The organism is Pseudobythopirellula maris, from assembly GCF_007859945.1.
GTDB classification, from domain to species: Bacteria; Planctomycetota; Planctomycetia; order Pirellulales; family Lacipirellulaceae; genus Pseudobythopirellula; species Pseudobythopirellula maris.
In genome coordinates, this window is the sequence record NZ_SJPQ01000004.1 from 362,459 (window position 1) to 377,219 (window position 14,761).

General features: G+C 65.7%; 11 protein-coding genes. 7 read left to right on the forward strand and 4 right to left on the reverse strand.

Annotation, left to right across the window (positions count from 1 at the left end):
• Nucleotides 1-6: 6 nt before the first annotated feature.
• Nucleotides 7-1,608 (reverse strand): sigma-54-dependent transcriptional regulator, encoded by a 1,602-nt coding sequence (locus Mal64_RS17640; protein ID WP_146402777.1) that lies wholly within the window; start codon nt 1,606-1,608, stop codon nt 7-9.
• A 228-nt stretch (nt 1,609-1,836) separates the two neighbouring features.
• Between Mal64_RS17640 and Mal64_RS17645 the strand changes: the two genes are divergently transcribed.
• Together Mal64_RS17645 and Mal64_RS17650 are read left to right on the forward strand one after the other, a co-directional pair.
• On the forward strand, nt 1,837-4,389 hold the full coding sequence (locus tag Mal64_RS17645; RefSeq protein ID WP_146402779.1) for a hypothetical protein: 2,553 nt from the start codon (nt 1,837-1,839) through the stop codon (nt 4,387-4,389).
• 308 nt (nt 4,390-4,697) lie between these two features.
• Nucleotides 4,698-6,206, forward strand: coding sequence for a Gfo/Idh/MocA family protein (locus Mal64_RS17650; protein WP_146402781.1), 1,509 nt, complete (start codon nt 4,698-4,700; stop codon nt 6,204-6,206).
• Between the two features lie 12 nt (nt 6,207-6,218).
• On the opposite strand, the gene Mal64_RS17655 is transcribed toward Mal64_RS17650, so the two are convergent.
• Nucleotides 6,219-8,090: an outer membrane protein assembly factor BamB family protein gene (locus Mal64_RS17655; RefSeq protein WP_146402783.1), complete on the reverse strand. Its 1,872-nt coding sequence runs from the start codon at nt 8,088-8,090 to the stop codon at nt 6,219-6,221.
• Between the two features lie 256 nt (nt 8,091-8,346).
• On the opposite strand from Mal64_RS17655, the gene Mal64_RS17660 reads away from it, so the two are divergent.
• The 3 genes from Mal64_RS17660 to Mal64_RS17670 all read left to right on the forward strand — a co-directional run bounded on the left by Mal64_RS17660 (nt 8,347) and on the right by Mal64_RS17670 (nt 10,862).
• Complete coding sequence (locus Mal64_RS17660) at nt 8,347-9,819, forward strand: magnesium chelatase (RefSeq protein ID WP_146402785.1); 1,473 nt, start codon at nt 8,347-8,349, stop codon at nt 9,817-9,819.
• Nucleotides 9,820-9,891: 72 nt separating this feature from the next.
• Nucleotides 9,892-10,503, forward strand: a complete 612-nt coding sequence (locus tag Mal64_RS17665; RefSeq protein WP_146402787.1) for a nitroreductase family protein — start codon at nt 9,892-9,894, stop codon at nt 10,501-10,503.
• A gap of 8 nt (nt 10,504-10,511) precedes the next feature.
• Nucleotides 10,512-10,862 carry a hypothetical protein gene (locus Mal64_RS17670; RefSeq protein WP_146402789.1) on the forward strand — a complete coding sequence of 117 codons (351 nt, stop codon included), beginning with the start codon at nt 10,512-10,514 and terminating at the stop codon, nt 10,860-10,862.
• A 166-nt stretch (nt 10,863-11,028) separates the two neighbouring features.
• Here Mal64_RS17670 and Mal64_RS17675 read toward each other — a convergent pair whose 3' ends face one another.
• A complete protein-coding gene (locus Mal64_RS17675) occupies nt 11,029-12,078 on the reverse strand; it encodes a type II secretion system F family protein (protein WP_197525855.1) in 1,050 nt (349 codons plus the stop codon).
• Between the two features lie 83 nt (nt 12,079-12,161).
• Nucleotides 12,162-12,467, reverse strand: a complete 306-nt coding sequence (locus tag Mal64_RS19970; RefSeq protein ID WP_197525856.1) for a hypothetical protein — start codon at nt 12,465-12,467, stop codon at nt 12,162-12,164.
• 437 nt (nt 12,468-12,904) lie between these two features.
• Between Mal64_RS19970 and Mal64_RS17680 the strand changes: the two genes are divergently transcribed.
• On the forward strand, nt 12,905-13,552 hold the full coding sequence (locus Mal64_RS17680; RefSeq protein WP_146402793.1) for an HNH endonuclease: 648 nt from the start codon (nt 12,905-12,907) through the stop codon (nt 13,550-13,552).
• Nucleotides 13,553-13,692: 140 nt separating this feature from the next.
• The gene (locus tag Mal64_RS17685; protein ID WP_146402795.1) at nt 13,693-14,718 is read left to right on the forward strand and encodes a hypothetical protein; all 1,026 of its coding nucleotides are present in this window, start codon (nt 13,693-13,695) and stop codon (nt 14,716-14,718) included.
• Nucleotides 14,719-14,761 lie beyond the last annotated feature (43 nt).

Consider the following 14,761-nt stretch of genomic DNA (forward strand, 5'->3'; position numbering starts at 1 on the left):
GGTTGTTCAATCGTCGCGACCGGTGTTGGCCGCCTCGACGCGGGTTTTGACCGTGCGGCGGTCGAGGCCCAGCAGCCGGGCCGCTTGTTCGTAGCCCCCTTGCTGGGCGTGGACCTTGCGACAGTAGTGGTTGAGCAACTCGTCGGCTGTCAGTTCGCAGCGTGCGGCGCTGTCGAGCCACGGCTCACGGTGGCGGGGCGCGGCCGACTCGGGGGGGCGGTATTCGCTCCGGACCAGCACGCTGCGCACGCACTGCTCTAGCTCTCGGGTGTTGCCGGGCCAGGCGTAGTCGGCCGGCAGATGGGCCCGGATCCAAGTCTCTGTCTCGTGGGCCAGGCTCTCGGCCTCGCAATCGTCGCTATCGCCCGCGGCGCCGACCACGCGGCGGGTGAGGAAGCGGATGAGACCGCCGAGCGCCTCGGGGCGGTCGTCGAGTTGCTCACGGAGCGACGGGACGACGATCCTGTCGGAGCAGAGCCGGTAGTAAAGGTCTTCGCGGAACGCTCCCTGGCGCATCTCGGCGGCGAGGTCGCGGTTGGTGGCGGCGATCAGCTTGCCCTCGAAGCGTCGCGGGCGGCTGTCGCCTAGGCGGCAGAAATCGCGGCTCTGGGTCACCCGCAACAGCTTGACCTGAATCGCCGGGTCGAGCTCACCAATCTCGTCAAGAAACACCGCGCCGCTGGGCGGGCAGAGGTCGAGCCAGCCCGCTCGATCGGCCACGGCGCCGGTGAACGCGCCGCGTAGGTGGCCGAACAGTTCCGATTCGATCAGCGTGGGCGACATGGCCGAGAGGTTGAGCGCCACAAACGGCTCGCACGCGTTCTTGTCAGACGCGTCGCTCACGAGCCGCTCGCCCTCGGGGTCAAACGGGCGGTACTGCGACAGGCCCACCGCGCGGGCGACCAGTTCTTTGCCGGCGCCCGAAGGGCCCGTGACCAGGGTCGAGAGGTCGCCCATGCGGCGGAAGAGCGTGCGGCGGTAGCGATGCATGTCGTGCGTGAAGATCGATTGCCACACCTGGGCCCGCAGCCGCGCGGCGGGCCCCGACTCGCCGATCAAGCAGTCGAATATCTGGGTGAAGGCGCGACGCACCTGGTGCAGGCAGGCGAACACATGGGGCGTGTCGGTCAGCGTCGCACGCACCTTGGGGTGGATGGGCGCGAGCAATCGCTCGCGGTCGTCGCGGAGGGCGCGCCAGACTTTGGCCAGCGACTTGCGGCTGGCGGCGTCGGTTGATGGGGCGACCAGCACCGCGTTCCTTGCCCCCGCCAGGTGGCGGTAGTACAGGGCGTAGGTCACTAGGTCGTCGTACCGTGCGGCGTCGTCGGCGCCGAGCGCAGCAAGCCGCTCGGGCTGCGAGCCGAGGCGGTCCAGGCATTGCTGGGCGAGGGCGTTGATCCGCAAGACGTTGGGTCGCTCGTCGTGGAGAGTCGTCTCGTTCAGGCTCCATGCGGCGCCGCCGTCGGGGACGAAATCGGCGCCCAGCACAGCGCGTTCGAGCTCGATCCGACGCGGCTCGAAGGGATTGCAGTGTGTGAGCTCCGACAGGTCGCTAAGCCACTGGCGTTCCTGGGATGTGAGCGCTTGGGACGCTGGGGACTGGGGCATTCAGTCGCCTTTGGTGTGCATTAGATGGATTTGTTTGCGCTCATTAAATGTACTTCAATTCTGGTTCAAGCAGTGTTCCTTCGCGAGTGACTAATCGCAAGTCGTTTCTCATTGGTTACTTACGAGAATCCGGTGTGTTTGGCGCCAGCCTTGCTTTTGGGGGAAATGACTTGGTCCCGACGGCCTGCAGTCGATTCCACTCTCCCTCTCTCACGCACAGGAAAAGCCATGACCACCTCGCCCGGCCAGCCGCCTGAGGCCAGCCTGCCTCCCGCCCAGGGCGCCGCCGTCCCTCCTGGGGATACAGCCCCGAGCAAAGCTGGTCTGATTCAGCTGCTGCTCGACCCCCGTTCGCTACAAACGTTGATGATCGCCGGCGGTTCGCTGCTCACGCTCGGCTTGGTGATCTGGTTGGTCGTGATCGGCGTGTTCAACGAACCGCTCCACGCCGCCCTGGGGCTGGGCGCCGCGAACCTCGGCTTGCTGGTGGCCGGGGTGGCGGTGGCTGATCGCACGCGATACCGCATAGCGGGCCGCGGGGTGGCGATGCTCGCCTCGTTGCTGCTGCCGCTGAACCTGTGGTTCTACGACGCCCAGGGTCTTATCTCGCTCGAAGGGGGCGGCCATCTTTGGTTGCCCGCGTTGGCGTGCTGTGTGGCTTACGCCGTGGTCGCACGCGTCTTGAAGGATTCGCTGTTCGTCTACGCGTTCGTCGGCGGTGTGGCGATGACCGGCATGCTGTTCTTGGCCGACGCCCACGTCGGACACTTCTGGGAGGTGATGGCGCCATCCACTCTGCTCGTGGTTCTCGGCGCGGCGTGCGTGCACGCCGAGCGGTTGTTCCCTGAACTCACGCCGCGCGAAGAGGATGTGGCGTTCACCCGCGGCGACTTTGGGCTCGCATTCTTCCGGGCCGGACACGCCGCGATGGGGGCGGGCCTAGGGCTGCTGCTCGGCGGTCGTTTGGCGGGACGTTTCTACGAGACGCTCTTCGACGGCCGCGGCTGGTTCGAGGTTCCCGATGTCGCCACGGTTGGCGCGGCGCAGCTGACGGCATTCGGGCTGGCGCTCGTGGGCGCCTACACCTACGCCTACTCGCGATTCGCCTTGGGCGGACGGCGGTTCCTGCTGTTCTCCATGCTGAGCCTGTTCTGGAGCTTGGTGATCGGGGTCGACCTGCTGGGAATCGAGTTCACCGAATCGCTCTTTGTCGGAATGCTGGCGGTGGTGAGCGTCGGCTGTTACGCCGCGACCCGTCTGTACGCATCGCCGCGGGGAGAGACTACCGAAGAGTCAGCTAACTATGTTGCAGCGGATGAAGCCGAAACCTTGGCGCCGGCGCTCAGGGCGACCGGCGCGGCCTGTGCGAACGTCGCCCTCGTGCTTGTGTTGCTGCAGCTAATGCGTGGCCTTTTCGTGCCAGAGGGTGGGCTGCTGGCCTTCCACTTGGGGCTGGGGTACTGCCTGGCTGGCGCCGCGACGCTGGCCGCTCAACTCCTCAAGGCGGTCGACTCGAAGACCGAGGGACCGGCCGGCGGACGCGCGAGTGTCGATCGACTGGTGGGGCCCGCTTTCGCGGCGGCGATGCTTGTGAGTGGCTTGGCCGCGGTCCTTCCGTTTGCTGCCGTGTCGGGCGCTGGTCTGGTCGCGTTGCAGGCCGCCGTGCCGCTGGCGTTGCTCGCCTGGGGATACACTTCCGTCAAGCAACGCGACGAAGCCGTGTTCGCCGCCGAAGGGGGCGCAATCCTGATGACAACGCTGACGGCGCCGCTCCTGCTCGCCGGTCCCTCGGTGGGAGTCGCGGTGCTTGCCGCCGCCACGGCCGCGGTGTTCGCCATCGCCTCGACGATGAGCCCGCGACGCGCGCCGGCGTTGCTCGCTCCGGTGATGACGGCCTTGGCCGCCTGGCAACTGATCGCGGTGTACGAGCTCGGCGTGCACGGCCCGCTCTTGGTAGCCAGCTTGCTGGGCGTCGCGGCGATCGCGGTCGACGCTTTTCGTCCGACCGGAAGGCTGGGGGTGGCGGGCCTTGGGCTGACTGTCCTCGCCGCAGTGGGAGGCGCGCTGCTTGCCGCCAACCGCCTGGTGGCCGATGAAGCGAGCGCCGGGCTGCTCGGGCTTCTCGTCAGCCAAGCGGCCATCGGTTTTGTCGGCTCCTGGCTGACGAAGGACCGACGCGGACGCCATCTCCTGCTCTTGAGCGGCGGCTTGGGAGTGATCATGGCGGCCCTCACACTCAACGCCGTGTCGGTGCTCTCGGGTGTTCAGCGATTCGAGTTGTTGGTCGCCTCGGTCGGCGCCGCCATCCTCGCAGCGGGCCACGTCGGCTGGTGGCGCGAAAACCTAGGCGACCCCACGCAGAAGAGGCCCACCGGGGTCGACTTGAACCTGTGGATCGGCAGCCTGCTGACCAGCGTCCCGCTCTGCCTCGGATTGCTCGCCAGCCGATTGATGGGTGATGGGTTGGGCGAGGTCTGGAGCGCCCTGCACAACGGCGGCGTGGTGCTGGTTGCGTTGGCGATGCTCGCCTCGGGTGTGCTCTGCCGGCTGCGAGCCACCTCGCTGACCGGCGGGGCGATGATGGCGCTCTACCTGGTGAGCCTGGTGTTCCTTCTCCACGTGCCAGACGAACTGCAGAACGTGGCGGTTTACCTCATGGCGGGCGGGGCCGGGCTCTTCGGCGGCGCCGTGCTGCTGAGCGTTTACCGCGACCGGCTGATGGAGCTGCCGGGCCGCATCCGTGAGGGGGAGGGAGTGTTCGCCGTGCTGAAGTGGCGCTGAGAGAGAAAGGGCGCCGCGGGTTGTCGGGACCCCGGCGCGGCGACCGCGCCCACGCGACGCTTGGCGTCGCGTGGGCGTTTTTTTATGCCAAGATGCTTGATTCCCCGGTCGATCGATCAGCGGCCCTCCCCGATTGCGGTGTGACGGCTCACCGCGGGCCGTCTCGGGCTCGTTGAGCCGCGCGACCCGACTTGCTAATCTGGCTAGGTTGGCGCCACGCCTAGGTTTGGCCCGACCGTGCGTCTCACGCCGACCGCAGACGCCGTTTCGTCGACCCCTCAGCCGAAGCATCCCCGCCGGAGCGTCCCATGCCGATCGATTCAGTCACGCGTCGCCGTTTTCTAGCCGCCACCGGCGCGGGCGCCGCGGCGTTGGCCGCCCCCTCGGCGATGGGGGCCACGAGCGTTGACGCCCCGCAGACGAACTCGGCGCTGCGTATCGGCTTTATCGGCGTGGGCGACGACGGCCGCGTGCGGAGCGGAGGTAGCCGCGGCCGCTGCCAGGCGCACATCGACACGGTGACCCACCTGCAGAAAGAGCGGGGCACGGTCGAGGCGGCCTACGTTTGCGACGTGTTCAATCTCTACACGGACAGCTCGCAGTCGAAGATCAAGGAGGCCACCGGCAAGGAGCCGAAGAAGACCGGCGACTACCGCGACATCTTGGCGGACCCGTCGATCGACGCGGTGGTGATCGCCACTCCCGACCACTGGCACGCCCGGCAGACGATCGACGCCCTCGAGGCGGGCAAGCACGTCTACTGCGAGAAGCCGATGACGCACAGCGTGCAAGAGGCGATCGACGTCTACCACGCCTGGAAACGCAGCGGCAAGGTGATGCAGGTCGGCGTGCAGTCGACCTCGCTGCCGGTGTGGGGCAAGGCGAACGAATACATCACCACCGGCCGGCTCGGCAAGGTGCTCGGCTACCAGACCGAGTACTTCCGCAACTCGGACCTCGGCCAGTGGCGTTACTACCCGCTGATCAAGGAGATGACGCCGAAGAACATCGACTGGAACATGTTCCTCGGACGCGAGTTCGACCTGGCGCCCGAGCAGCCGTTCGATCGCGCCCGGTTCGGTCAGTGGCGTTGCTACTGGGACTTCGGCGCCGGCATGTTCACCGACCTGTTCGTGCACCGCACGACTTCGATGCTCAAGGCGACCGGCCTGCGGTTCCCGGGGCGGGTGACCGGCGGCGGGGGGATCTACTTGGAGTACGACGGCCGCGACGTTCCCGACGTGGCGACGGTGGTCGCCGATTTCGAGGAGGGCTGCCAGGGCTTGGTCACCGCCACGATGTGCTCCAACAAGCAGCCCATCAAGCAATTCATCCGCGGGCACTTCGGCAACCTGCTGTTCGGCAACGGCGAGCAGTTCGACGGCTTCGACTTCGTCGCGGAGCGGTCGCCCGTGACGCACGACTCGTCGATCCAAGACCACCGCGTGGAGAGCGGATTGATCCGCAACACCACGTTTGCTCACTTCCAGAACTTCGTTGACGCGGTGGGCGCCGACGATCCCGCCATGGTGAACTGCTCGCCCGAGTTGGGCGCGGCGGCGATGGCGGTCGTTAAACTCGGCTCGATGAGCTACCGCACCGGCAAGGTGTACCACTTCGACAGCGAGTCGATGACCTACGGCGAGGCGGACTCGTCGTGGGCCGAGCGGTGGGAGCAACGCTCCAAGAACCGCGGCGACGCGAGCCACGTGGCCGGCTGGACCGGCGGCGACAAGGGGAGCAAGCTGCTGCCGCCCGAGTACCAGTCGCTCGAAGGGGCGTGGGTCGACGGCAAGGACCCGGCTGCCGGGGCTTGAGCTGCACCGCGGTCAATCTTCGGGATCGCCGGCGCCTCCGCGCGGCGTCGACTGGGCTGGCAGTTCAAAGCACGCCATCTCGGAGCCGTTGCGCAGGTAGAGTCGGCCGCGGTGGACGACCGGGTGGTTCCAGGTCTTTCCGTCGAGAGCCTTAAAGCGTCCCGCGATCTTGAGCGTCTCGGGCGTCGCTTCGATCAGCACGGCCTCGCCGCTGTTCTCGGTCACAGCGATGAGCATGGCGGAATCTTCCACCAGCAGCACCTGGCCGTGGTTGAACTTGGCGTCGCGTTTCACCTTCTTGGGCCATGTCGGCTCGCCGGTGGCCGCGTCGAGGCAGGTGAAAAATGGGCCGTTGAAGCCGTAGATGTGTCCGTCGAACTCGACGTAATCGTTGAAATACGGCTTGAGCTCGCGTGATTCCCACACCGTGGCGGTCGTCCAGTCATCAGCGCTTTGGTCGTCGGCGCCGCGCGTGACGCTCAGCCGGTGAGCACCGTAGCCGTAGCCGGCCGCGAGCACGACGGCGTTGCCATCGACCACCAGCGGCTGGGTGGTGCGCGGGAAATCGCCCATGGCCCATTCGTAGAACCAAAGCCGCCGGCCGGTCGCCACGTCGAGCGATTCGAGGCCTAGATTCGTGGCCATGAGCAACTGTTCAACGCCCCCCAGCGTGGCGAGGTGCACCGAGCAGTAGCCGTGGTAGCCGGCGCCCGCGGTCCAGGCGACTTCGCCGCTGGCGGCGTGATAAGCGACAACCGCCTCATCGGCCACACCCGCGTCATCGGCAGGGGGAGGGTTGCCGGCGTAAACCACCACCAGCCGCGAGCCGTCCGCCGCGTCGACCACCAAGGGTGAGGCCGCAAAGCCCCATTCCGGCGGGCTCTCGACCGCGAGGTCGTCGGTCACGTTGCGGCGCCACTGTTCGCTGCCCGTGGCGGCGTCGAGCTTGCGAACCACACCGGTTCCGCCCGACACATACAGAAAGCCATCGCGAAACTCGGGCGTCGACCGCGGGCCGGGGCCGCCGAGCGGGTCGCTGAACCGGGCCGCGACTCCGGCCGACCAACGCTCGGCGCCGGTAGCCGCATCGTAAGCGACCACGCACTCTAGCTCGCCGCGCTGCTCGTGCGTGTAAAGCCAATCACCGACCAGCGCGACCGAGGACCACGAAGGCCCCACGGGCGTGCGCCAAACCTCGCGGGGCGGCGTGGCCCACTCTGGGGCGATCGTCACGCCAGTGAGGCGGCTGTCGCGGTTCGAGCCACGGAAGCCGGGCCAGTCATCGGCAGCCGCTTCGACGACCGAATCCATGGAGACGTCAGCCGCGCCGTCGCGAACGAGCAACACCTGCTCGCTGGTGGGTGTCCAACGCCAGGCGTACGAGGGCTGCATAAAACCATCGATCCCTTCGTGACGAACGCCGGACCAGAGTCCGAACCCGACGACGATCACGCCAAGGCAGGCGAACCGCAGCAAAGGCCAACCCACGCCAAATGCTTTGCCCAGCGCCATGACAGCCACCAGCGCGGCGGTGAGCATCGGCAAGAAATTGATGTAAACCGCTTGGAAATGCCCCGCCGTGGGGTCGAACAAAAGGAGTTGCCCTAAGGCGAGCGCCCCAACGAGCAGCGCCACACCAATCGTTCGGTCGCGACGCGGCACGCGGCTAAAAAAGAGCCACCAGATCAACAGCAGCAAGAGCCCGCCGATCGCACCCAGCAACATCGGTAGAAAGCCGTTGAGTTCGCCCGGCGTTTGGCGAATCGGCACGGTCAGGGTGAACCACGACACAATCGCGATCAGCACCGCCGGCCAAACCCGCAGCTTCGTCGGCGAGGGGGCGGTCTGCGCATCAGGCTCTTGGTCGGTGGTGGGCTCGGTCATGCTTCGTGCGTCAGCTGGCTGGGAGGATTCGGCGGGAGAAGGCCGTTGATTGTAAGTGGCGAGGGCGACGGCGGCCTAGCTCGGAATGGCCGCTGCGGAGCGGCCGCGTAGGCCCTGGGCTTGATTCCCGCGGCGCGACGAGCGGCGCCGCGTCCTGGTTTCTGAGGCATGTACGCCGCACGCGGTTCTCGCACGCTTGCTTAGCGCTATAATCGCGAGTACCCAGCCCCCACCGCAACACGGACGCCCCACCACGATGACCCTCACCGACGACGCCCGCCCCCGCAACCTCGCCGAACTCCGCAACAGCGGCTGGCGAAGCAAAACGGTCAAACAAGAGATCCACGACAACTTTCTCCGCAAGCTGCAGGCGGGCGAAGAGCTTTACCCCGGCATCGTTGGCTACGACGACACGGTGCTTCCCGAGCTGAACATCGCTCTGCTCGCCCAGCACGACCTGCTTTTCCTTGGCGAGAAGGGCCAGGCGAAGAGCCGGCTGATGCGGCGGCTCATCGATTTCCTCGACGACGCGATCCCGTACCTCGACGACCGCCGCATCCCGCTGCACGACGACCCGGAGCACCCGATCACCAAGCGGGGCAGGGCGATGACCGAGGGCGTTCCGGCCGACGACGTGCCGATCGCCTGGTGGCCGCGTGAGCAACGCTACGTCGAACGCCTCGCCCCCGGAACCAAATTCGCCGACATCATTGGCGAGATCGACCCGGCGAAGCTCGCCGGCGGAGCGAGCATGGGCGCCGAGGAGGCGCTGCACTTCGGCCTCATCCCCCGCATGCACCGCGGATTGTTCGCCATGAACGAGCTTCCCGAGCTCGACGAGCTGGTGCAGGTCGGCCTGTTCAACATCCTCGAAGAACGCGACGTCCAGATCCGCGGCATCCCCGTGAAGTTCGACATCGACGTGATGATCCTCTTCTCGGCCAACCCGGCCACTTACAACCGCAGCGGCAAGGTGATCCCGCAGCTCAAAGACCGCATCGGTTCGGTGATCCACACGCATTACCCCACCGACCGCGAGCTGGGCGTTCAGATCTTGGAGCAGGAAGTTGAGGAGAGGTCGGAGATCGGAGGTCAGAGGCCAGGGCCTGCTGATTCTGACCTCTCGTCTCCGGCATCCGACCTCGCCGTTGTCGTCCCTTATTTCATGAAGGAGCTGATTGAAGAGATTAGCCGGGCGGCGCGCGACAGCAAGTACGTCGACCACGATTCGGGTGTGTCAGCGCGGCTGTCGATCGCCAACTACCGCACGATGATCGCCAGCGCCCGGCACCGGGCCGCCGTGCTGGGCGAGTCGCCCGCCGTGCCGCGCATCTCCGACCTGGGGCACCTCTACGCCAGCTCGCTCGGCAAGCTGGAACTCGACCTGATGGGCTCGCACCAGATGGGCGAGCGGCAGGTGCTCGACGCGGTGATCGCCCAGGCGATCGCCACGGTGTTTGGCGAGTACGTCGAGGAGCACGGCCTGGCCGAGATCGCCGAGGTCTTCAAGCAGGGCGTTAAAATCGAAGTGGGCGACCTGCTGCCCTCCAGCCACTACGCCGAGCTGCTGAAGCGTGTGCCGCCGGCGTGGGACAAGGCGTTCGAGGTGAACGCCTCCGAAGACGCCGCCGTGCGGGCGAGCTGTGTCGAGTTCGTCCTGGCCGGCCTCTATGCCACCGACCGCATCAGCCGCAGCCAGCAACACGGGCGGATCGTTTACGAGACCTGAGCGCCTCCAACGCCACGTCCGTGGCGTCTCCCCGGTTCAATCCCTCCCACATCAAGCCAAGGCTCTCGCAAGATGGACACGCTCACCGCGATCCAAGAACGCCGCTCGATCAAGAAGTACGACCCCGCGTTCGAGATGCCCGAGGCCGACTTCGAGCGGCTGTTCGATCTCGTGCTGCTCTCGCCCACGTCGTTCAACATCCAGAATTGGCGGTTCGTCGTCGTGCGCGACCCCGAGCAGAAAAAGAAGCTGTGCGAGGCGGCGTGGAACCAGCAGCAGGTGGTCGACTCTTGCTTTGCCGTCCTGCTTTGCGGCGACCTGAAGGCTTGGGAGAAGGATCCGCAGCGTTACTGGCGCAACGTGCCCGACGCCGCGCAGGAGCAACTCGTGCCGATGATCAAGAACTTCTACGAGGGCAGGGGGGAGCAGACCCAGCGCGACGAGGTGATGCGTTCGTGCGGCATCGCGGCCCAAACGCTCATGCTCGCCGCCAAGGCCATGGGCTACGACACCTGCCCGATGATCGGCTTCGACGCTCAGCGGGTCGCCGAGCTGATCGCACTGCCCGAGGACCACGTGGTCGGCATGATGGTCGTGGTGGGCAAGTCGATAGCAGATCCGTATCCGCGTGGTGGGCAGCTTGCTAAGAGTGAGGTGGTGCTGACCGATCGGTTCCCCGCTTAAGGATTCGCATGTCGATCCGCTGGCATCTGCGATTCATGGTCGCCGCCGAGATGCTCGGTTTCCTCGCAGCCGAGGGGCTGGTGGTCTACGGTTTCGTGGCCGGGGCGTTTGGCCAATCGTTGGCTTACGCCGCCGTGGCGATGGTTGTGGCGGGGGTCGTTGGCGTGATGGCGCCCCGGCTGCTGTTCCGCAAGCTGATTCCCGCTCGCTGCGACCAAGCCGGTTGCAGCGGCAGGGCGTTGGTCGTCAGCGAGAACCCGATTGTCTACTCCTGCAAGGCATGCGGCAAATCGGTGGAGACCGCGGTGTTCGAGGGCGGCGGTCCTGACCATCACTCCGATCGCGACCGCTTCGGATAGAGCGGTATTCGAATTGTTGTGGACGAGCGGGGAAGCGATTGGCGGCGTGGCGAGGAAGCCGAAGCAGGCAATGCGGTGCATTGTCGATGCAGGCTGACGAAGCCATGACGCCGATCGCGAACCGAGCGTCTACACCAATGAGCAAACCGCTCTAGCCCCTGGCTGCTCAGACCCCTTCCAGCGCGTCGTAAAGCATCCCCGTGTAGAAGCTGAAGAGGCGGAAGATGATCGCGATCATGATCGCCGCCATCGCGAGCCAAACCAGCCCGCCGGCGACGCGGGTGAGAGTCAGGATGGCCGACTGCGCTTCCTCTTCGTAGCGGGCCGAGAGACGGCCCATCGACTCGCAGATCGTGCCGCTCTCCTCGGCAACGGCGATGGCGTCGATCATCTCGATCGGTAAGGTGTCAGTCGCGGCCAACGCCTCGCTGATCGTGGCCCCCTCACGCAGCGAGGCGACTACGGCGTCGGAGTGACGCGTGTAGTAGGCGTTGCCGGTGGCCTGCAGCCACAGCGGCGCCGCCTTGAGCACGTCCATCGCCACGTTGAGCGTCAGGTGCATGGCCCACGCCAAGCGAGCCTGAGCGATCTTCTTCAACGCCGGTCCCACGACCGGAAGCCGGGTGATGAGTTGCTGCGCGGAGCGTGTCCACAGCGCCCCGCGGGCGATGGCCGCCCCCAACAGGGCGCCGATGGCGGCGAGAGTCGACAGCACGAAGGCATAAACGATCAGGCCGCCCGAACCGGTCAGACCGATGCCGAGCAGGTCGAGCGGCTTGCCGTGGATGTCCGTCAACACGCCGCCGATGAGGATCAGCAGCCCGACGATCGCCGCGGCGGCGGTGAGCTGCAGCACCGGCCAGGCGATCTGGCCCAAGAACAGGCGCCGCGTGCGGTGCAGCCCGTCGTAATGCTTGGAGAGCCGGCCGAGGACCTCGGCCAGGGCGCCGGTGTCTTCGCCCACGGCGACCATCTCGCGCATCAGGCGGGGGAACAAATCGGACTGACGATCGAGGCACACCCCGAGCGAGTCGCCCTCGTTCACGCCGTCGCGGATCGCTGCGTAAGCGCGGCCGCGACGGCCGTGGGCCGAATCGGCCTCGCGTTGCCAGATGCGGCGGATGTCGATGCCGGCGTCGATCGAGACCGCCAACCGGTGGCAGAGCTCGGAGAGCGGCTTGCTCGGCATGCGGCGCGGCGGAAGAAGGTAGCTCACGCCGGGGGGCTCATTTCGATCGGCACGTGTTGGCTCGTCCACACGGCGGCTGTTACGGCCGGTCTTCGGAAACACCAACTCGGCTAGTTGTTGCTGAACTTCAGGTTCGTCGCCACGCTGCGACCGAGGGGGTTCTGCAGGAACCGGCGACGGCATTCGCCGCACAGGTCGTAGCGGGCTTGTTGGTAGACCTCTTCGCCGACCTCGGGGTTGTCGACCCCATCGAGCCGCTCGAGGATCTCCTCGATCTCTTGCAGGTGGTCGACCTCTTCGTCGTCGGTTGGCTCGTCGACGTCGAGCGAGGCGTAGCATTCCATCCGCACGACAAACCTGACTTCGCAATCCGGGTCGATCGAACGACCACATCCGTCGCAGGTGAAGTGGATCATGGTTTCTGGCGATCCTTTTTTTGCAATTGGCTGTCCTGAATGCCTGTGACCTGAGCCCGCGGCGAAACCCGGGGGGGATGGTCTGGGGCGTGTGTCGCGGGACCGCCTCGTCCGTGTCCTCTTCCATGTTAGTAAGGCGGCGCGGCGGTGAGCAAGCCTGACCGGGCGACAAAAAACGGTGCGGGCACGGTGCGGGCGTCGACGGCTCACTTTCGACAGTCCGCAACGCGGCTCAACCCCCGAAGCCGGCTTGTGAAGGATCGGTCAGGCCCCCACAAAGAATCGGTTAAGCCTCGCGATAGCCCCCAGACAGATCTGGAACGGCGTTCGCATGGCTAGTAGAATTGAGATATCGGAGGCGCCGCGGGTCCTCTGGGCACACAACGTGCAAGACTCGTGCGACGTCTACGTCACCACGACGAAGGAAGCCTGAGCTCATGTCGATGGCAAGCCACGCGTCTCTCAACGCGAGCGTTCTGGTTCTCAACCGCCAATACATGGCGGTACACGTGGTCGATGTGCGCCGCGCCTTTGCACTTCTCCTGCGCGAGCTGGCCGAGGTTATCCACATCGAGGATGGCCAGTACGCCAACTACGACTTCCACTCGTGGCGCGAGGTCAGCGAGTTGAAAGCCCAGTTCGAGGAACTCGGCGAAGACGACCCCCACGCCGATTGGGTCAGCAGCGTGAACTTCCGCATCCAGGCGCCGCGCGTCTTGCGACTGCTGCACTTCGACCGCGTGCCGAAGCTGCGGGTGCGCCTCAACCGCCGCAACTTGTTCGCCCGCGACGGCAACCGCTGCCAGTACTGCGGCAAATCTTTCGTCACCAGCGAGCTGAGTGTCGACCACGTGGTGCCTAGCTGCCGCGGAGGGCAGACCACCTGGGAGAACGTGGTCTGCTCGTGTGTCCGTTGCAACGTTCGCAAGGGAGGTCGAACTCCCGACGAGGCCGGCATGAAGCTCACCCGCAAGCCGGTCCGCCCGCGTCGCAGCCCGATGCTTTCGGTCAAGCTTGGCAACCCAAAGTACGAGAGCTGGAAGACATTCCTCGACGCGGCCTATTGGTCGGTCGACTTGAAGTGACCCAAGCGAGCTGGGTGTTACCACCCAGCTCGCTTTTTTGTGCGCTCGCGAATTCTTCACCCGGTTGTGGGTAGGCGGGGTTAAACTGCTGGTGCGATTCAGCAACCAGTCTTGTCTGACACTTCACGAGGTCGCCCACGATGCGTTTCTTATTAGCCATGGCTGCATCAATGACGGCCTGTCTTTTGATTTGCCACGATTCGAGAGCCGAGGAGCCGAACGAGACTTTCGGCGACGCCACGCGGTTGGAGAGTGGCCAATTGTCCGTCGAGAGCACGCTGGGGACTGGCCCCGACACGGTGCTCGGTGTGGAGGGGTTGTTTGGCGGCATCGATTACTTCGATGACGACGGCAGCCCGCTGGGGGATGGCCGCGCCTCGGGGCTTTTCGGGGTGCCGACTTCGAGCGGCGAAGTCCAATTCAAAATCTCCGGTTACCCTGACGAAGGTTTCTTCGGGAACCACGGCGAGGCGGGGGGCTACACCGTCTATGTCGATGTGTACGACTTATTTGACGACCTCGTGGACACCTATGAGTACGACGAAACGCTCAATCCGGGCGTCGTGAACAGCTTCTCGGAATTCGGCTCCAATTGGATCAACGGCAGCTTCGATGTCTACATCGACAACACCACCGTTGGCGGTTTCGGCGACGACGTCGACTTCTACCGCTTCACGGGGCTGCCGCCCGGCGCCCGCTTTTCAGCGACCACCTCCGCCGGGGAGGGTGGCGAGCCAGACACGGCTCTCGGCTTGTTCAACGATTCGGGGGAGCTTGTTGGGTTCAACGATGACCTCAGCGAAGAAACCCTGTTTTCTCAACTCGAAGGACGCACCAATGCTTCGGGCGAAGCGGTGCTAGCTGTGACCGGCTACGACGACCTCGATTTCGAAGGCGCCCATGACGAGGGGGGCGGCTACGAGCTTGCGATCGAGATCCTTGGCCCCTCGGGTGACTACAACGACAACGGCGTGGTCGACGCCGCCGACTTTACCGTGTGGCGAGACGGGCTTGAAACCGGCGCCTTTACGCAAGGCGACTACCAAGTGTGGGTCGACTACTTCGGTCAGTCGGTAGCGCCGGCTGCCGTTGCCGCACCGGAGCCGTCTGCCTGCTGCATGGTGCTCAGCGCGATGCTGGCGATGGCGTGCCGCCGGCGTGCTTAGAAATGCCGGTCTGCTCAAACAAAAAAATAGCCCCGGGTCAGCG